Annotated in this window: 19 protein-coding genes; 14 read left to right on the top strand and 5 right to left on the bottom strand. The window is 38.9% G+C overall.

The annotated features are described in order from the left end of the window. Positions 1 to 30: 30 nt before the first annotated feature. Positions 31 to 1599 carry a M28 family peptidase gene (locus H9565_RS14380; protein WP_215440640.1) on the bottom strand — a complete coding sequence of 523 codons (1569 nt, stop codon included), beginning with the start codon at positions 1597 to 1599 and terminating at the stop codon, positions 31 to 33. Positions 1600 to 1748: 149 nt separating this feature from the next. On the opposite strand from H9565_RS14380, the gene H9565_RS14375 reads away from it, so the two are divergent. Then, positions 1749 to 2936: an aldose epimerase family protein gene (locus H9565_RS14375; protein WP_215440638.1), complete on the top strand. Its 1188-nt coding sequence runs from the start codon at positions 1749 to 1751 to the stop codon at positions 2934 to 2936. A gap of 12 nt (positions 2937 to 2948) precedes the next feature. Here H9565_RS14375 and H9565_RS14370 read toward each other — a convergent pair whose 3' ends face one another. Continuing rightward, entirely contained in the window at positions 2949 to 3803 is an 855-nt protein-coding gene (locus H9565_RS14370; protein ID WP_215440636.1) for a helix-turn-helix domain-containing protein, read from the bottom strand. Between the two features lie 143 nt (positions 3804 to 3946). Here H9565_RS14370 and H9565_RS14365 point away from each other — a divergent pair, with 143 nt between their 5' ends. The 6 genes from H9565_RS14365 (at position 3947) to cydB (ending at position 11477) form a co-directional block, all read left to right on the top strand. Next, positions 3947 to 4885, top strand: coding sequence for a dihydrodipicolinate synthase family protein (locus H9565_RS14365; protein ID WP_215440634.1), 939 nt, complete (start codon positions 3947 to 3949; stop codon positions 4883 to 4885). Between the two features lie 161 nt (positions 4886 to 5046). Beyond that, a complete protein-coding gene (locus H9565_RS14360; RefSeq protein ID WP_215440633.1) occupies positions 5047 to 6633 on the top strand; it encodes an aldehyde dehydrogenase (NADP(+)) in 1587 nt (528 codons plus the stop codon). 33 nt (positions 6634 to 6666) lie between these two features. Beyond that, entirely contained in the window at positions 6667 to 7674 is a 1008-nt protein-coding gene (locus H9565_RS14355; protein ID WP_215440632.1) for a 4-hydroxyproline epimerase, read from the top strand. 16 nt (positions 7675 to 7690) lie between these two features. Further along, the gene (locus H9565_RS14350; protein WP_215440631.1) at positions 7691 to 8941 is read left to right on the top strand and encodes an NAD(P)/FAD-dependent oxidoreductase; all 1251 of its coding nucleotides are present in this window, start codon (positions 7691 to 7693) and stop codon (positions 8939 to 8941) included. Positions 8942 to 9053: 112 nt separating this feature from the next. Beyond that, positions 9054 to 10433, top strand: a complete 1380-nt coding sequence (locus H9565_RS14345) for a cytochrome ubiquinol oxidase subunit I (RefSeq protein WP_215440630.1) — start codon at positions 9054 to 9056, stop codon at positions 10431 to 10433. A 6-nt stretch (positions 10434 to 10439) separates the two neighbouring features. Beyond that, positions 10440 to 11477, top strand: coding sequence for a cytochrome d ubiquinol oxidase subunit II (gene cydB / locus H9565_RS14340; RefSeq protein ID WP_215440629.1), 1038 nt, complete (start codon positions 10440 to 10442; stop codon positions 11475 to 11477). Between the two features lie 7 nt (positions 11478 to 11484). On the opposite strand, the gene H9565_RS14335 is transcribed toward cydB, so the two are convergent. Genes H9565_RS14335 through H9565_RS14325 form a run of 3 tightly spaced genes read right to left on the bottom strand, consistent with a single transcriptional unit; the run spans position 11485 to position 13093 of the window. Beyond that, positions 11485 to 11874: a VOC family protein gene (locus H9565_RS14335; RefSeq protein ID WP_215440628.1), complete on the bottom strand. Its 390-nt coding sequence runs from the start codon at positions 11872 to 11874 to the stop codon at positions 11485 to 11487. After that, entirely contained in the window at positions 11871 to 12449 is a 579-nt protein-coding gene (locus tag H9565_RS14330; protein WP_215440626.1) for a GNAT family N-acetyltransferase, read from the bottom strand. Before H9565_RS14330 ends, H9565_RS14335 begins: the two co-directional genes overlap by 4 nt. Continuing rightward, complete coding sequence (locus tag H9565_RS14325; RefSeq protein WP_215440624.1) at positions 12446 to 13093, bottom strand: alpha/beta hydrolase; 648 nt, start codon at positions 13091 to 13093, stop codon at positions 12446 to 12448. The genes H9565_RS14330 and H9565_RS14325 overlap by 4 nt, the downstream gene beginning before the upstream one ends. 73 nt (positions 13094 to 13166) lie before the next feature. Between H9565_RS14325 and H9565_RS14320 the strand changes: the two genes are divergently transcribed. From H9565_RS14320 to menA, 7 genes are all read left to right on the top strand, one after another. Then, positions 13167 to 13592, top strand: a complete 426-nt coding sequence (locus tag H9565_RS14320) for a PaaI family thioesterase (RefSeq protein ID WP_215440622.1) — start codon at positions 13167 to 13169, stop codon at positions 13590 to 13592. Then, positions 13592 to 14707: a chorismate-binding protein gene (locus tag H9565_RS14315; protein ID WP_215440620.1), complete on the top strand. Its 1116-nt coding sequence runs from the start codon at positions 13592 to 13594 to the stop codon at positions 14705 to 14707. The genes H9565_RS14320 and H9565_RS14315 overlap by 1 nt, the downstream gene beginning before the upstream one ends. 48 nt (positions 14708 to 14755) lie before the next feature. Continuing rightward, the gene (gene menD / locus H9565_RS14310) at positions 14756 to 16516 is read left to right on the top strand and encodes a 2-succinyl-5-enolpyruvyl-6-hydroxy-3-cyclohexene-1-carboxylate synthase (protein WP_215440618.1); all 1761 of its coding nucleotides are present in this window, start codon (positions 14756 to 14758) and stop codon (positions 16514 to 16516) included. Between the two features lie 38 nt (positions 16517 to 16554). Continuing rightward, positions 16555 to 16893, top strand: a complete 339-nt coding sequence (locus H9565_RS14305) for a DUF2853 family protein (RefSeq protein ID WP_215440616.1) — start codon at positions 16555 to 16557, stop codon at positions 16891 to 16893. A gap of 87 nt (positions 16894 to 16980) precedes the next feature. After that, positions 16981 to 17811 carry a CvfB family protein gene (locus tag H9565_RS14300; protein WP_215440614.1) on the top strand — a complete coding sequence of 277 codons (831 nt, stop codon included), beginning with the start codon at positions 16981 to 16983 and terminating at the stop codon, positions 17809 to 17811. A gap of 183 nt (positions 17812 to 17994) precedes the next feature. Then, the gene (locus H9565_RS14295) at positions 17995 to 18594 is read left to right on the top strand and encodes an SPOR domain-containing protein (RefSeq protein ID WP_215440612.1); all 600 of its coding nucleotides are present in this window, start codon (positions 17995 to 17997) and stop codon (positions 18592 to 18594) included. A gap of 2 nt (positions 18595 to 18596) precedes the next feature. Further along, positions 18597 to 19505, top strand: coding sequence for a 1,4-dihydroxy-2-naphthoate octaprenyltransferase (gene menA, locus H9565_RS14290; protein ID WP_215440611.1), 909 nt, complete (start codon positions 18597 to 18599; stop codon positions 19503 to 19505). Positions 19506 to 19532: the final 27 nt, after the last annotated feature.

Below are 19532 nucleotides of genomic sequence, written 5' to 3'. Positions count from 1 at the left end.
AAAAGACAGGTTTTTCTAAATTTTAGAGGGTTATTTTGAAGCCTTGTCTACCGTAACACGATCTTTACGGTTGGCTACTTCCCAAGCGGTATAAAAGACTAGACGCGTACGGTTTTCAAGAAGGTCATAATTAATCTTATCCGGTGTATCTCCTGGTCTATGGTAATCATCGTGCGTTCCATTAAAATAGAAAATAATAGGAATGTTGTTTTTAGCAAAGTTATAGTGGTCACTTCTATAGTAAAAACGATTGGGGTCGTTTTCATCATTGTACGTATAATCCAATTCAATATTGGTGTACTTGCTGTTGACTTCCTCGGATAGCTCATGAAGTTCCGTACTGAGCTTATCGGAACCAATTAGGTAAATGTAGTTACGTTCTCCTGTACGTTTTGGGTCAATTCGCCCTATCATATCTATATTAAGATTGGCAACCGTATTTTCCAAAGGAAAAATTGGGTCAATATCTGCGTAATATTGAGAGCCCAACAACCCTTTCTCCTCACCGGTTACATGTAGAAAGACTATAGAACGTTTAGGTCCTTGCCCTGCGTCTACAGCCTTTTTAAATGCCTGTGCAATTTCTAAAAGGGCAACCGTACCAGAACCGTCATCATCTGCACCATTATTTATTTCTCCTTCCGGAGAAACTCCAATATGATCAAGGTGAGATGAAAGGACTACGTATTCATCCGGTTTTTCGGAACCTTTAATTACAGCCACTACGTTTTCGGACTCAATACCGTTGTTTTCACTTTTAACATCAACTACAAGTTTTTTGGTTATTTTCTGCGGCTTGTTATCAGACTGAATATTGGAAAAAATAGCTTTGGCCAATTTGCCGTTAATAAGAAAATTAAAAAAGCCATCGGTGTCATCTTTGGCCAATTCCATTCTGCCACTATCGTTTCTTTTCATCCATTCAAACCTACTTTTAAAACGGGTAAAGTTGGTTTCATCATAATAAAGAATGCCCTTGGCGCCTTTAGATGTAGCTAGTTCCAAGCGCTTGCCTAGAGACTCGGACATGTTACTCCATATAGATTTCTCAGAGGTTCCGGATAATACATAGTTTCCATTGGTAGCAATGGGTTCTCCGGATTTAACCAAAACTACTTTTCCTTTTACATCAATATTTTTATAGTCGGAATAGCTGCCTTCCTCAATACCGTATCCCACATAAATAATGTTATCAAACGTGCCTTGTGCTTTGGAAAAAGTAAGGAAGTTTTCTCCCAGAGGATATGTCTTACCATCAACGGAAAGGGTTCCCTCTGGTAATTTACTAACCTCAAGCGGTACATTTTGAAAATAGTCCCCATCCTTCTTTGCAGCAGGAACCCCTAATTTTTCATATTGGGCCTTTAAATATTCAACAGCCTTCTTTTGCCCCGGTTTTCCGGTCTCCCTACCTTCAAATTCATCGGAAGCGTAGGTGTACAAATGTTCTTTTAATTCACTTTCAGTAATGGTCTCCGCAAAGGTTTCAGGAGTATTGGTAGGTGCAGTAACAGTGTTCTTATCTCCCTCGGAAACTGTAGTTTGTGATGAGTTGCAGGCCATAGCCAATCCTATAGCAAGAATAATGAGTTTTTTCATATTGTGTGAGTTAGCTTTCAAAGTTTCCAAAATTAACGAAAACAATTAGAACAGTTCTCTTGACCAAGCAATAATTATGTTTGATGATTCTTTGGTTTTTTAGTTAACTTGCTTTTGGTTTTATTGAAAAATCCAACACCTTTATACCTATGAAAATCGTAAAATTGTTAATTGCTTGTGGCTTGGCCAGTACTATTAACCTTTCTTGTAACCAAACTAAAAAAGAAAAAATGAGCGCATCCGTTCCAGAAACACCGATTACCAAATATGAGAAGCATATTAATCCAGACAATTTTACCACAACAATAGAAGGAGATTCCGTAAAATTCTTTGTTCTTACCAACTCCAACGGTATGGAGGTAACTTTTACAAATTACGGGCAGCGTCTGGTTTCGTTATATGTTCCGGATAAGAACGGTGAGTTTAAAGATGTGGTTTTAGGTTTTGATAACTTGGAGGATTATAGAGCAAAAAAGAACTACTACGGTGCTGTTATTGGAAGATATGGGAACCGCATAGCAAAGGGAAAATTTACTTTAGATGGTACAACGTATGATTTGGCCATTAACAATAATGAGAATCATCTTCACGGAGGGTTGGTAGCTTTTGAAAGTGTAGTTTGGAAGGTAGAGGAGCAAACCGATAATTCCATTAGCTTTAGTCGTACTTCTCCGGATATGGAAGAAGGTTATCCCGGAAATCTTGACGTTAAAGTGAACTATATTTTAACGGATGAGAATGCGTTACAAATAAGCTACGAAGCCAAAACGGATAAGCCTACATATTTGAATTTAACAAACCACTCATTCTTTAATTTAAAAGGAGAGGGAGAAGGCACGGTTAATGACCACGAGGTATTATTGAATGCAGAAAAATTTACACCGGTAGATAGCGGTTTGATCCCAACAGGCGAATTACAGGATGTTGCAGGAACTCCTTTTGATTTTAGAAAGCCAAAAGCAATAGGTAAAGATATAGAAGAGGACTTTGAGCAGTTAAAATTAGGCAACGGTTACGACCATAATTTTGTCCTTAATGAAGTACCCAAGAATCGTGAGGGTTTAACTTTTGCCGCTAGGGTTGTGGAGCCTACTAGTGGGCGTACTTTAGAGGTGTATACATCCGAACCTGGGGTGCAGTTTTACGGAGGTAATTTCTTAGACGGCTCGGATACGGGTAAAAGTGGAAAGGCCTATGTACGCAGAGGTTCTTTCTGTTTAGAAACACAACATTTTCCAGACTCGCCAAACCACCCGGAGTTTCCTAGTACCCGTTTGAATCCGGGAGAAACGTACACATCTTATTGTACTTACAAGTTTGGGGTTACTCAGAATTAGAAGGTATTTCCTCTAGTTGCCCTTCTTTTGATGGTTGGCATATCTAGAGGGAATTACTTTTTTCAATTTTTTAAACTGTCTGTTAAAGTTGGAAATAGATGTGAAACCTGATTGTTCGGAGATTTCTAAAATAGAAAGTTCACTGTCATACCGGTTCAACAATTGGCAAGCGTGTTCTATTCGTAGCTCTATTAAAAATTGAAAAAACGTTTTATTGGTGTGCTGTTTAAAGAATTTGCAAAAGGCATTTGGGGTCATGTGAACCTTTGTTGAAATAGTATTTAAATCAATATCATCTTGAAAATGGGTTACTACGTAGTCAAAAATGGTTTGCATACGTTGGCCTTGCATACTTCCCAATTTCTTTGAAGAAATAAAATTAGTTAATGGCCTCTTATCAGCATGGGCAAGGTTTTTCAATAAGCCGAAAAACGCAATAAAACGATCAAGTTTGTCCAACTGGGGAAGTAGATTCATGGTCGTGGCTATAGGAGCTACGTTTCCCGTAACTTTAAACCCCTCATTGATAAAACCTAAAAGGGGTTGCAATTCTTCCAGATCGGGCAATGTAAAAAACGATGTGCCAAAAGTCTCTTCAGTAAAAAAAAGCGAAATTTTATGCGCCAGTTCATCGGTTTTATCGTTTTTGAACAAATGTGGGGTATGGGGACCTATGGCAAAGAAATTTCCATCTTCAAAGGGATGTACACTATCTCCTATAATTAGTTTTCCTTTTCCTTTTACAATTAGTGTAAACTGAATTTCTGCATGTTGGTGCAGTTTATTGTAAAATATCATTTCGCGATCCACCTGAACTATTAAATTCTGGTGCAGGGGTTTTGGCACTTGAAATGGGTGAACTTTCATAAAAGTGATTATGCGTATTTAATTCAGTATATATGCACACAGTGATATAATTGGATAATATAATATAATTTTCTGATAAAATGCTCTAATTAACACGAGTAATCTTCTGTTAATTTTGCTGTTGTAATGTTAAATATGGGCAAATGAAATTCGAATGGAAAGGTGTAATGCCAGCAGTTACCACAAAGTTTAATCAAGATGACACGCTTGATCTAAAGATGTTCCGTAAAAATATAGAGGCTCAGGTAGAAGCCGGTGTACATGGTATTGTATTGGGAGGGTCACTTGGTGAAGCCAGCACTCTGACCGCAGAAGAGAAAAAGGTACTCATCAAAGAAACAATCCAAATTGTAGAAGGCAAGATTCCAGTTATTATGACCATTGCGGAACAAGCTACGACAATGGCACTGCAGGCCGTTAAAGATGCCGAGGAGAGTGGTGCAAACGGTTTGATGATTTTACCGCCCATGCGCTATAAATCTACAGATTACGAAACTGTAGAATACTTTAAGGAAATAGCAAGAAGTACAGAGCTTCCTATTATGATTTACAACAATCCTGTTGACTATAAGATTGAAGTAACGGTAAGCATGTTCAAAGAACTATTGGAATTAAAGAACATTACCGCTGTAAAAGAGTCTACTAGGGATATCATCAATATTGGAAGATTACGCAACGCATTTGGCAAAGACCTTAGTATTCTAACAGGTGTAGATCCGCTAGCACTTGAAAGTCTTCTTATAGGTGCCGATGGTTGGGTTGCAGGTTTGGTATGTGCCTTTCCTGCAGAAACTGTTGCTATTTATGAATTGGCAAAAGCTGGTTATATTAAAGAAGCAACTGAAATTTACAGATGGTTCTTACCTTTATTGGAGCTGGATATAAGCCCACAATTGGTTCAGAATATTAAGTTGGCCGAAGTTGCTACAGGCATTGGTACGGAGACCGTAAGAAAACCTAGACTTCCTTTGCAAGGTAAAGAACGGGAAAGGGTCTTACAGGTCATAGATGCCGGATTGAAAAACAGACCGGTTTTACCGGATTATAAAAACATAACTGCTGTAAACAAAGAGTTGGTCTAGCACTGAACAGTCTAGAATTTGTTCGTGAAAGTTTTATAATTGGCGAAGATTTAAGCGGATTGGGATAATTTTTATTAGCAAAGTCTTTAGTGAAAATTCTTGGTGCTTCAACTCAAATATAGTAGTTTCAAGGCGATTGGTAAGACCTTTAAAACAAAAGAATGATTACAGGAAAAAACTACATTGGAAACGAACTTTCAGCTAATGAAAGTAACACATATAAGACCTTTGACCCTAAATTGAATCTGGAGACGGAATGGAGTTTTTATGAGGCTACAAAGGAAGAAATTGATGCCGCTGTGCAGAAAGCTCATGAAGCCTTTCTGAATTACAAAAACTTCTCTGGAGTTAAAAAAGCTCAATTTTTGGAGGCTATCGCCGAAGAAATAGAAGCATTGGGAGATGAACTTATCCAAACCTACTGCAAAGAATCTGGTCTTCCGGAAGGAAGGGCTATTGGCGAACGTGGCCGTACCATGGGGCAATTAAAAGCATTTGCCCAGTTGTTAAAAGAGGGCTCTTGGGTAGAGGCAACTATAGACACGGCCCAACCGGAAAGGAAACCGTTGCCAAAAATAGACTTACGTAAAATGTTGTTGCCAATAGGGCCAATAGCGGTCTTTGGTTCCAGTAACTTTCCTCTGGCATTTTCAACCGCAGGTGGTGATACAGCAAGTGCACTGGCTTCCGGTTGCCCGGTAATCGTAAAGAGCCACCCTATGCATGCAGGTACGGGAGAGTTGGTTTCTTCCGCCATCATAAAAGCAGCGGAACGCACGAATATGCCGGATGGCGTTTTTTCCAACTTAAATAGTAGTGGTATAGAGGTCGGTCAGCAGTTGGTACTTCATCCAAAGATTAAAGGTGTGGGTTTTACAGGCAGTATAAAAGGAGGTACGGCCCTCTATAAATTAGCGAATGAACGTAAAGAACCTATTCCGGTTTTTGCGGAAATGGGCAGTATAAATCCTGTTTTGGCTCTTCCTTCCGCATTACGTGAGAAGGGATTGGATTGGGCCAGACAATATGCCGGTTCCGTAATGTTGGGGGCAGGTCAGTTTTGTACCAATCCGGGTTTGATCCTTGGTATAAAAAGTACTTCTCTAGATGTCTTTACAAATGCACTTGGGGAAGAAATTGAAAAATTGGAACCTACTTGCATGTTGCACCCAAATATTCACAGCAATTATGAAAAAGGGAAAAAGGAGCTTTCCTCTCAAGGAGGTGCCGATGTTGTTGCGGATTATAAAAGCTCAGTAGCACCTAATTATGCACAACAGAAGGTACTAACGGTTAACGGGGCTAACTTTTTAAAGAACCCTAAGTTACATCAAGAAGTATTTGGTCCATTTTCTATTGTGGTTAGATGTGCCGATGCCAAGGAGTTGAAACAAGTCCTGGATTGTTTGGAAGGGCAATTAACCGGTACCGTACTTGGTAACGCTGATGAGTTGAAAATTTATAGGGCTGCTGTAGACGCTTTGCAAGGTAGGGTAGGAAGGCTAATATTCAATGGGGTTCCAACGGGTGTGGAAGTTTGTCCCTCTATGCAGCATGGCGGACCATTTCCGGCAAGTACCGATAGCCGATTTACATCGGTTGGGGTGTCTGCCATTAAGCGCTGGGTAAGGCCGGTCTCTTTTCAGAATTGGCCACAGGAGGAATTACCGGAGGCCTTGCAGAATAGCAATCCACTTTCTATCATGAGAATTGTGGATAGTGAACATACCAATAGGAAAATAGAATAGGGTCAACAACGTCAGGAGAATAATTGTTGAGATATGGCAACACATACTTTTAGGTGTATAGATGCTCATACCTGTGGAAATCCCGTCAGGGTGGTTGCAGAGGGCGGACCTAAGCTCGTAGGAGTTTCCATGAGTGAAAAGCGCCAGCACTTTTTAAAGGAATATGATTGGATTCGGAAAGGGCTTATGTTTGAGCCTCGAGGGCATGACATGATGAGCGGTAGCATCTTTTATCAACCAGAAAATCCTGAAAATGATTTTGGCATTCTTTTTATAGAAACGAGTGGTTGTTTGCCCATGTGCGGTCATGGCACTATTGGGGCCATTACCATTGGTGTTGAAGAGGGCTTGCTTCAACCCAAGACCCCTGGGAAAATTCGGATGGAAACACCCGCAGGTCTTGTAATGATAGATTATCAACAAACAGGAAAAAAAGTAGACTGGGTTAAGTTGACCAACGTTAAATCCTACTTAGCCGCTACCGAAATAACGGTTGAGAGTTCTGTTTTAGGCGAGTTGGTTTTTGATGTCTCTTATGGCGGGAATTTTTATGCTATAATAGACCCTCAGAAAAATTTTTCAGGCATTCAGGATTTTACCGCAGGCAAGCTAGTTCAGTTGAGCCATGAGATTCGGGAACGAATCAATTCAAAATACCCAAACAATTTTGTCCACCCAGATGATGAAACCATTAATGGAGTGAGCCACGTTTTGTGGACAGGCGATGTTATTTCTCCTGCTGCTACGGCAAGAAACGCTGTTTTTTATGGGGATAAAGCAATAGATCGGTCTCCCTGTGGTACAGGAACTTCTGCTAGAATGGCGCAATGGTATTCCAAAGGAAAATTAAAGGTAGATGAGGAGTTTATTCATGAGAGTTTTATAGGTTCTCAATTTATAGGAAGGGTAGAACAGGAGACTGTCCTTGCCAACCAAAAAGCTATTGTTCCAAGTATTCAAGGATGGGCCAGAGTGTATGGGCAGAACACGATTACCATAGACGATGATGACCCATACGCACACGGGTTTCAAGTTATTTAATAAATTAGAAGCAGAAGTGAGTAAAAAAATAATCATAATAGGGGGAGGAATAATTGGGCTTAGTACAGCTTATTTTCTGCAGAAAGAAGGGCACGAAGTTACTATTATAGAGAAATCAGATATAACCTCGGGAGCTTCCTTCGTGAATGCGGGATATATTACCCCCAGTCACATAATTCCTTTGGCATCACCTGGTATGATTGCTAAGGGCATCAAGATGATGTTCAATTCGGCCAGTCCGTTTTACATGAAACCTCGTTGGGATATGGAGTTCTTCAAATGGTCTTGGTATTTTCATAAATCGTCTACTAAGGAAAAGGTAGCGCGGGCAATTCCTGTAATTAAGGATATTAATATTATTAGTAGGGAATTGTTTGAAGACATAAAAAGCTCCGGTGATTTGGGCGATTTTCAATTAGAACGAAAAGGACTATTGATGCTCTATAAAACTAAGGAGGCTTACCTTCATGAGAAAGAAGTAGCGAACAAAGCCAGTTTTTTAGGGTTGGAAGTTAAGGAGTTAGACCAAAAGCAATTGGCGAGACTTGAGCCAGAGGTTGCAATTGATGCCCAAGGTGCCATTCATTATGAATGTGATGGACACACAACACCTACCCAATTCATGCCCAAAATGTTGGATTACCTGAAAAAGGTTGGTGTTGATGTACGTTTAAACGAGGAGGTAACCGACATGAAGGTAAAGGGCAACCGTGTTCATGAGGTTATAACATCTAAAGGAACCTATACTCCAGAAGAGGTGATAATTGCGGCAGGTTCATGGAGTGGGAACGTTTCTAAAAAACTAAACCTGAATATACCATTACAAGGAGGAAAAGGGTACAGTATAAACGTTGCCAGACCTACGGGAATAACTATTCCTGCTATTCTCATGGAGTCTAAAATGGCGGTAACCCCAATGAATGGTTTTACCCGCTTTGCCGGAACTATGGAGTTCTCTGGGTTAAATGATTTGGTAAGAAATGAAAGAGTAATGGCTATCGCAAATGGAGCTAAAAAATACTATCCTACGGTAGATATCAATGCCAATGAAATAGCGAACGTAAAAACGGGATTACGTCCAGTTTCTCCAGACGGACTTCCTTATATAGGAAGGTCATCTAAGCTTTCAAATTTAACCTTGGCTACTGGGCATGCCATGATGGGGTGGAGCTTAGGGCCTGCAACTGGCAAATTAATTGCTGAGATTATTGACAACAAAAAAACATCTATGGAAATCGATGCTTTTTCTCCGGACAGAAGGTTTTAAAAAGTGTAAAACACAAAAAGCAATTTTAACACAAAAGAATCGGAAAACGTAACCATTGTTACTGGCTAAAAAGCAGTTTGCGTTGTATCTTTGCAATGTAAAACTACACACTATGGATGTAGAGATTCTTTCCCGTATTCAATTCGCTTTTACAATTGCTTTTCATTATATCTATCCGCCTTTAAGTATAGGTATAGGTTTAATTATGGTAGTCTTTGAGAGCCTGTATATCAAGACTAAAAACAAAGAATACCATACTCTTGCCAAATTTTGGACTAAAATATTCTCGCTCACCTTTGGTATTGGTGTGGTTACCGGTATTGTAATGGAGTTTGAGTTTGGTACCAATTGGGCGGTTTACTCTAGATACGTTGGCGATATTTTTGGCAGCGCTTTGGCGGCGGAAGGCATTTTTGCATTTGCGTTGGAAAGTGGATTTCTGGGCGTGCTGCTTTTTGGTTGGAACAGGGTAAAACCTTGGGTGCACTTGGTGGCTACCATTGGTGTGTTCTTGGGGTCTATGTTCTCGGCTATATGGATTGTAGTGGCCAACAGTTGGCAACAGACTCCTGCGGGATATCATATTGTGGGAGAAGGGCTTGAAGCTAGGGCGGAAATAACGGATTTTTGGGCTATGGTTTTTAACCCATCAAGTGTAGACCGTATTCTTCACGTGTGGCTGGGTGCGTTTCTGGCCGGTACGTTTTTGATTCTCAGCGTACACGCGTATTATATTTTAAAAGGACGATTTGTTCATATCTCCAAAAAAGCGTTTAAAATGACGCTTGTGGTGGCAACTATATTTTCGTTGGGCCAATTGGTTACCGGGCATAGCTCCGCTGATGGTGTGGCTGTAAATCAACCGGCAAAACTGGCTACCATGGAAGGTCATTTTGAAGCATCGGCACCAGCAGATATGTATCTCTTTGGATGGGTAGATAAAGAAGAACAGAAAGTAACGGGATTAAAAATTCCCGGAGGACTATCCTTTTTACTGGATTATGACTTTAATTCGCCCGTTACAGGATTAAATGCCTTTGCAGAAGAGGATAGGCCTTCGCAAATTAATGCCGTGTTTCAATTTTACCATATCATGGTCAGTATAGGTATGTTTCTTATTTTGGTGACCCTTTATGCATGTTTTTTATGGTGGCGCGGTAAACTTTTTGAAAAAAGGTGGTTGTTATGGATATTTGTATTTACGGCTCTTTTGCCTCAAATAGCCAATCAGGTAGGGTGGTTTACGGCAGAAATGGGTAGGCAACCTTGGGTAGTATACGGACTTTTACGTACGTCCGAGGCCTTCTCACAAGCGGTTACGGCAAATCAGGTATTGTTTTCCTTAATTCTGTTTATGTTGGTCTACACGCTTTTATTTTTATTGTTCGTGTATTTGTTGAACAAAAAGATAAAACATGGCCCTTATGATGATAGTGATGAGGATGACCGTCCGTTGACAAAAGAGATTACCCAAGTAGTAACAGGAAATTAAAAGCGCATGGAGACTTTTCTAGGACTTGATTATCCCACATGGTGGTTTTTGGTAGTAGGTGGATTGTTTTCCGGTTATGCCATTCTTGATGGGTTTGATTTTGGTGCCGGCGCATGGCACTTATTTTTTAAAAAGGAAAAAAGTAGAAGAATAGCATTAAATGCCGTAGGTCCTGTTTGGGATGGTAACGAGGTTTGGTTGGTTATTGGTGGAGGAGCTCTTTTTGCTGGTTTTCCGGTAATGTACGCTACGCTTTTTTCTTCTTTATATATTCCATTTATGTTGTTTTTGGTCTGCATTATCTTTCGGGCCATTTCAATTGAATTTAGGGGGAAGGAAGAAATGAAATGGTGGCGTAAAACTTGGGATATTGGCTATAGCGTTTCCAGTATTCTTTTGGCTTTTTTATTAGGTGTGGTTTTAGGTAATGTTCTTCAGGGAATTGCCATAGGCCCCGATTATCAGTACCAGGGAGCAGGTTTTTTTGAGTTTTTAAATCCGTATGCCATTTTAACGGGAATTACTACCCTATCACTTTTTATGGCCCATGGCGCGATCTATTTACTTTTAAAAACAGAAGGAAGGTTGTTTGCCAAGCTTACATTTCTTCTAAAGAAGGGTATGATTTTCTTTATGGTAAGCTTTGCGATAACAACGCTTTACACTTTACTTTATATACCCCATTTATCGGATGCCTTTAGAAGCGATCCGTTTCTTTTTATCGTTCCCTTAGCTACGTTTTTAAGTATAGCCAATGTACCCAGATTAGCCAATAAGCGCAATTACAAATTGGCGTTTTTCTTTTCTTCCTTAACGATAAGTTTTATGTTGATTCTCGTGGCCATAGAACTCTATCCAACGCTATTGTTTTCTACTTTGGCACCAGAACATAGCATAGACATCTACAACGCAGCAGCATCAACTAAATCGCTAAAAATTATGTTGACCATGGTGGCTATTGGAGGTCCGTTGGTTTTGGGCTATACCTTTTTTGTTTATAGAACGTTTAGGGGTAAAGTTCAATTGGATGAAACCAGTTATTGATACTAGGCTATTTTCTTTCGATAAGGTCCCAAAGGTTTCCATATAGGTCTTTAAAGACTACCACAGTGCCGTAGGGCTCTTCTCTTGGGTCTTCGTTAAACTTAACGCCCTGTTCTTTCATACGCTTGTAATCACGCCAAAAATCGTCCGTATGGAGAAATAGAAATACACGCCCGCCAGTTTGGTTCCCGATGGCTTTTTTTTGCTCATCATTTACGGCTTCGGCAAGTAGAAGGGATAGTCCGTTAAGGCTTGGAGGTGAAACGGTAACCCATCGCTTGTTGGCGTCTAATTGAATGTCATCTACAAGTTTAAAGCCTAATTTTTGTGTATAGAAGGCAATGGCTTCATCATAATTTTTTACAACAAGAGTTACTTGAGCAATAGCTTGATTCATATGAATTCTTTAAAATTTGTTTGTTTAATAGTGTTCCATTCTTCTTTTAGGATTCCGTAACAACAAGAACTCCTTCTGAAGTCATTTTTGGTAATGACATTCTTTCTAAGTATACCCTCTAGTGTGGCTCCCAACTTTTCTACGGCCTTTCTAGAACGAACATTTCTTTCATCAATCCGGAACTCTACTTTCTCAAAATCCATCTGTTCAAAAACATGGCTTAGCATCAGAAATTTCATTTGATGATTTAAGCCCGTACCGCGAGAACCCAATGAAATCCATGTCCACCCTATATGGAGCACTTTGTTCTTTTGGTCAATATTTCCAAATCTTGTGCTTCCTATGCATTCGTTAGTGGTCTTATTGAAAATAGTAAAAGGAATGGACTTTTCCTGCTGTGCTTCGTTTAATGCGGTTTTAATATATGCTTTCAATTTTTCTTCTGTGGAAACATCGTTTGAACCGTATTGGTATAAATCTACTTGTTGGGCAACGGGCCAAAGTAGTTCGTGATGTGTTTGCTTTAACGGAATGAGTCTTAGCAATTGGTTTTCTAATATAATATTCGTGTTCATTGTATTAGATTTAGGATGAGTTCTTTTTTTACTTCATGACCACCTTCAAAGAAGATTTGTTCCGCTTCACCTTTAAATAGTTGGTTTATTTTTTTGGTTTCAGATGCTTGTTTTTCTTCGGTCAAATATTCATCGGCATTACCGACCAAGGTTGTAACTTTAGTATGGTTTTTCATTAGAAAATCAAAATTGGAGGCTTCCAGTTCTGTGGGAATTCCGCCTGCATACAAGACCAAATGGTTACATGCTATTTTTCTACTGGAAACCCATCGTGTGGCAATAGAAACACCTTGTGAATACCCGAGAACAATTAAATTGCAATTTTTGGGAATGGACAAGGCGCTATAAACAGCGTCTAAATAGGACATTACATTTTGGGTTTCTTGCTCCGTATCTTCTTTGGTAAGCCAACTAGCGCCTACATGTCTAAATTTGTTATTCAGGTAATATTTAGAGGGTGCTTGTGGGGCAATTATATAGTTCTCTTGTGGAGGCAATTCGTCAAAATACCTTAAAAAATATCGACTTAAATAGCCAATGCCATGTAGAACTATCCAAACATTATTGGTTTGGTCAGTTAGTGAATTTAGGGTAGCGTAGCTATTTGTTGTGGTGTAGGACACCGTGTTTTCAGAATAATCCATAGAATAAAATTCTCTATAAAAGTAATGGCTTTTATTGTAGTGGTAATGCTTAATTTTGACAAAAATAGATGATATGGACGGCTACAAAGAAAAAATACTAAAGGTTTGTAATGAATCTTCTAAGAATACACTTATGGAGACCTTACAGATAGAATATGTAGATGTAGGTGAGGATTTTTTAGTGGGAAAAATGCCAGTAAATTCGCGAGTGCACCAACCGGATGGTGTTTTGCACGGGGGAGCTATGGTGGCTTTGGCCGAAAGTATTGGGAGTATGGCTTCCTATATTTTTTTAGATGCACAACAATTTGCTATCCGTGGAATAGAAATTTCGGCAAACCACGTAAAAAGTGTGCGAGATGGACATGTTTATGCAAAAGCGACCATTTTACACAAAGGAAGAACTACACAGCTTTGGGATATTAAGATAAGCAACGAAGAAGGGAAATTGGTGTCCTATTGCAAACTCACTACTATTGCTTTAGCTAAGAAAAATTAATGCCTTTGGATTTTTTTAATAAAATTGACGCTCACCTAGCGAAAAAATTACCATTTGTAGCTTACCGTAAACCCAACGAAAAGGGAATTACCGCTATTTTCCAGAAGGATGACGCCGTACAGTATTTAAATGATTATACGGAAACAGGTTTTGTTTTTGCTCCTTTTGATTCCAGTTCGCCTACCATTTTGTTGCGATTGGACGAAGTTTCACACCTTGCCAATTTTGAAGGAGAGGAAATGCTAAATCCAGATTTGAGCGAGGTAGCAGTAAATCCTGAGGAAAGAACCTTTCATTTGAATTTGGTTGAAAAGGGAATAGCTAAAGTAGCGCAGGGGGATTTTGATAAGGTGGTGCTTTCAAGGCGTTTGCAACAAAAAGTAAATACATCTTCCCTGGCTTTGTTCAAGTCACTTTTAACACAGTATAGAACAGCATTTTGTTATCTATGGTATCACCCCAAAGTGGGCATGTGGCTTGGGGCTACTCCAGAAATTCTATTAACTATGCGTAATAGAAAATTAACCACAATGTCATTGGCCGGAACGCAGAGTTATGCTGGTAACGCTAACCCCAATTGGGGCAATAAAGAATTGGAAGAGCAACAGCTGGTTACGGAGTATATTTTTAATGCATTAGAGGGTAAAGTGACTGACTTGGAACGAACGCCAACGGAGTCTGTCAGGGCGGGTTCGCTATTACATCTTCGCACTAAAATATCAGGGACTACCAAACAAGAAAATCTTGGAGAGGTTATAAAGGCACTACACCCAACACCCGCGGTTTGTGGTATGCCTAAAGAGAAAACAAAAGCATTTATAATAGCCGAGGAAAACTATGATCGTGAATTCTATACCGGTTTTTTGGGTGAATTGAATTTTAAGACGGAAAGGAACAGAAATAACCGGCCTAGGAACACGGAAAATAACGTGTATCGTTCCATTTCCAAAACCACCACACTCTTTGTAAATCTACGCTGTATGCAAATAAATGAGGATAAAGTAAAGATATATGTTGGCGGAGGTATAACCAAAGATTCAAACCCGGAAAAAGAATGGGACGAAACGGTAGCCAAGAGCAAAACCATGCTTAAAGTTATAATGGGTGTAGTGTAATTTAAACAAGATTGGTTTAAGAAATAAACCGTTGTATTTTTGTAGTTCATGAGATACTCTAGCATACCCTCCGCTCAATTGGTAGTGCAACACTGCAAGGCGAAACAGATAAAGAACATTGTAATTTCTCCAGGGTCAAGAAATGCCCCTTTGACCATTGATTTTAGTGAAGACCGTTATTTTAAATGTTTCAGTATTGTAGATGAGCGCAGTGCCGCCTTTTTTGCATTGGGAATAGCGCAACAATTACACGAGCCCGTTGCCATGGTATGTACTTCTGGAAGTGCATTGTTGAACTACTATCCTGCCGTTGCCGAGGCATTTTATAGCGGAATACCTTTGGTGGTCATTTCTGCAGATCGCCCGATCTATAAGATAGATGTGGGAGATGGGCAGACCATTAGACAGGATAATGTTTTTGACAGACACATTGGCTATTCGGCCAATTTAAAACAAGACGTATCTCATGCGGTGCATAGGGTTAAGAAATACATGCCTGAGTGGTTGTCCGGAAAAGACAATGATTTGGCGCAGCAAGAAATCCTAAAATACAATAATAGCGAGCTTAACAATGTATTGAATGTAGCGCTTCAATTGAAATTACCAGTGCATATTAATGTGCCTTTTGAAGAGCCTCTTTATAATACGATTACAGAACCTTCCGTTGTGGCTCAAGTCGTTTCGGAAACGGGCATGGATGTTAGTCCCGCTATCTATTTTAAGGCTTACGCCGATATATGGAATGCTTCGGGCCAAAAGATGGTGCTTGTTGGTGTCAACCCGCCAAATGTGGTAGAGCAATCATTTTTAGATGTATTGGCAACAGACCCATCCGTGGTAGTTTTAACGGAAACCACATCCAACCTTCACCATCCTAATTTTTTTGCCAGCATAGATAGTATAGTGGCTCCAATTGAAAAAAGCGACCAAAAAGAAGTATTGTTCCAAAATTTACGACCACAAATATTGCTAACCTTTGGTGGTCTTGTAGTTTCCAAAAAGATAAAAGCATTTTTGCGGGAATACACACCGGAGCATCATTGGCATGTAGATGAAGTTAAAGCGTTCAATACTTTTTTTTCCCTAACACATCATTTTAAAACCAATAGCAATCACTTTTTTAAGGCTTTTTTAGATTTAGTAAAACCGCAAAGCAGTATGTATTTTGAATATTGGAACAAGAGGAGAGTACAATACGAGGCAAAAAGAAAAGAGTACATAGATCAGATTCCGTTTTCGGATATGTTGGCGTTTGATAGTATTTTAAAATCAATTCCATCAAATTATCAGGTGCAATTGGCAAATAGTTCAACGGTACGTTACGCCCAACTTTTTAATTTAGACTCTTCTTTGCAGATTTTTTGTAACCGAGGAACCAGTGGTATTGACGGAAGTACATCTACTGCTGTAGGTGCTGCTTATTATAGTAAAACCCCTACGTTATTGGTTTCTGGCGATATAAGTTTTTTCTACGATAGCAATGGTCTTTGGAACAACTACCTTAGGCCAGATTTTAGGATAATAATTATAAATAATAACGGAGGGGGCATTTTTAGAATCCTACCGGGTCAAGAAGAAACCGAAAATTTTGCCACGTTCTTTGAAACTGCCCATGATAAAAATGCAGAACTTATAAGTCGCCAATTTGGGTTTGAATATATAGCGGTAAATGAGGTAACTAGTCTGAATAACAGGCTCAAAGATTTTTACGAACTATCGGACAAACCAAAAATTATGGAAGTCCAAACGCCAAGATTTTTGAACAACAAAATTTTGCTCGGTTATTTTGATTTTATATCTTCGGAGTAATTAATATAAACCGTTAACATTTATCAACACTAACTATTATGAGTAAAAGAGACGATTTGATTGTAAAGTACGCAGAAGACATTAAAGAAAAGTTTGGAGAAACTCCTGACATGGATCTTCTGACAAAAGTAACTGTGGGCCTTGGTCCAGCGATCTATAATATCGATGCTTCTAAGGTTTCAGGTTCTGATGAAAAAGAATTGGAAACTGTTAAGAAAAACTATCTAATGAAAAAGTTAGGTATGTCAGATGACCCTAAATTAATGGAGGCTGTAAAGTCTGTTGTAGAAAAGTATGGTTCTTCAAACAGAAACAAGCACAGAGCAGTAATTTATTATATGCTTTGTAAGCACTTTAACAAAGCTTCTGTTTACTAGTAGACCTAGAAAACATAATTTTTTTGACCGTCCGCTTTTAAAGTGGACGGTTTTTTTTTACCCAATTTTTAAAGTTACTTTTGCACCATGATCGAACTGGGAAATTATAATGAGTTAGAGGTACTTAGAGATACTAGTGTGGGCCTCTTTTTAGGGAGTACCACTGGTACGGAAATTCTCTTACCAAATAAGTATGTGCCAAAGACAATTGATATTGGTGACATGATAAAGGTATTCTGCTATTTGGACCATGAAGAAAGACCTATTGCCACCACATTGACTCCTAGTGTTATAAGAAACAAGTTTGGATTTCTGCAAGTTGCGGAAGTAAACAAGATAGGGGCTTTCATGGATTGGGGCCTTGAAAAACATTTGCTTGTGCCCTTTAGTGAGCAGAGGGATAAGATGAAAGAAGGGCAGTGGTACGTAGTACGCTGTTATATGGACGAAGTTTCTTTTCGTCTGGTGGGGTCCAATAAAATTGATAAGTTTTTAAGCAATGACAAACTTACCGTTCGTGAACGGCAAGAGGTAGATTTACTTTTTACCAGATTAACGGATTTAGGTTGGGAAGTTATTATAAACGATCAACATAAAGGTCTGGTGTACTCCAATGAGATCTATAAGCATGTAGCCGTAGGAGATAGGACCAAGGGCTACATCAAAAATATTAGACCGGACAATAAACTAGATATTTCATTGCAGCCCATTGGGGAAAAACTTCTGGAACCTGCAGCAGAAGCTATCTATAAAAAGTTAATGGCTCATGGTGGATATTTGGCACTTCACGATAAATCTGATCCAGAACTTATTAAGCGGGAACTTCAAATGAGTAAAAAAACCTTTAAAAAAGGGGTTGGAACATTATATAGGGAACGAAAAATAGAAATTAAGGACGATGGTATACACGCTGTCTAATTGAAAATGAGGTTCTTTTGGATGCGTTACTATGAATTAATCGATGAACGGTAAGTTTTTAACATCGCTATTAATTCGCTATACCACAGAATATGGTAATTTCGCAACATTCCGAGAGTGCATTTCATCGATCTTTCGGTATTTTGGTTAACTTTAACAGTGTAACCTCGAAAAAATAATTATATGCCATTTATAGAAGAAAGCGACTTACTAGAGTTGCACAAAGATATAGACAAGGCGCAGATAATTAATGAACGTCTTCTGGATCAAATCAAGTTTAAAAATAAGGAGATAAGAAAAAAGAAGTTGCAGCGTAACCTACTGGCCGGTGTAACGGGCTTATTCCTTATTGGGGCGTTGATTGTTTTTTCTTTCACGGCAGGAAGAAATGTTTCCAATAATTTTGAAAGTCCTAGTAACTTACTGGTTTCAATAGATAGTTTGGACGCAATTAAATCTAGGATAGACAATCTAAAGCAACAGAACGAGGAATTAAGTTTGGTAAGGGAATTCTATTTGGCCAAGGAGTTTTTGGAAAAGGAGAAAATATATTCCGTACAGATAAAATCGTTTGTAGATAATAATATTACGTTGGCTTCGGAAGCACTAACCAATACCATGTTCGTTAAGACCAATCCTTTTTACTCATATTCGTTAGGTAATTTTGAAACTTTGGAAGAAGCACAGAAATTCCGTGAACAATTGGTAGATTTAGGGTTTCAAGACGCCTTTGTAGCATCTTACAAAGAAGGAAAACGAATTCAAATTGAATCCGCAGAATAATTTTGGGAAACATTAATCCTTGGATAAGTGCTGCTAGGTTAAGAACGTTACCACTATCCGTCTCAGGTATAGTAGTAGGCACGGCATTAGCTAACTTATATGGTTTTGAAGATACGGTAGTCTTTGTACTGGCATTGCTAACTACAATAGGTTTTCAGGTAACCTCCAATTTTGCCAATGATTATGGTGATGGTGTAAAGGGAACCGATAATGATGAAAGAATAGGTCCTAAGCGGGCACTCCAAAGCGGGAGTATTTCCAGGCAAGAACTGAAAGAGGGCATAATTTTCAGCATAATTATAGATGTTATTTTGGTGGTTGCCCTTGTGTATTTTGCTTTTGGCTTTGAAGATATGTTATATCCCATTTTGTTTTTGATTTTGGGAGCGGCAAGTATTTGGGCAGCAATAAAATATACCGTTGGGGCTTCTGCCTATGGGTACAGGGGTCTGGGAGATTTGTTTGTTTTTCTTTTCTTTGGATTATTGGCCGTTATGGGTTCAATGGTATTGTATACAAAGCAGTTGTATGCTATGTCTCTATTGCCGGCCATAGCAATTGGTCTATTGAGTGCAGGGGTTTTAAATCTCAACAATTTAAGGGATTATGAATCGGACAAGAATGCGAATAAAAATACACTTATAGTGTTCATTGGTTTTCAGAAGGGTAAAATCTACCATTATGCACTATTGATAACGGCTTTCTTGTGTATACTGGCATTTTCAGTTTTGAATTTAAAAGGTGGGCTATTTTTTTTACCTTTAATTGCCTTTATACCTATTTTCTTGCATTTAAAAAGAGTGCATGCTACAGATAGAAATGATCAAATAGATCCTGAGTTAAAGAAATTGGCATTAAGCACTTTCTTTTTGTCAGTACTGATTTACATCAGTTGTAATATTTTTTTGTAAATTTAGAATATAAACCTACTAAATAAT

The sequence above is a fragment of the Zobellia russellii genome, from assembly GCF_018728565.1.
Lineage (GTDB): Bacteria > Bacteroidota > Bacteroidia > Flavobacteriales > Flavobacteriaceae > Zobellia > Zobellia russellii.
Note: the sequence above shows the minus strand (reverse complement) of the source record. Positions and strands in the feature narration are given on the sequence as shown.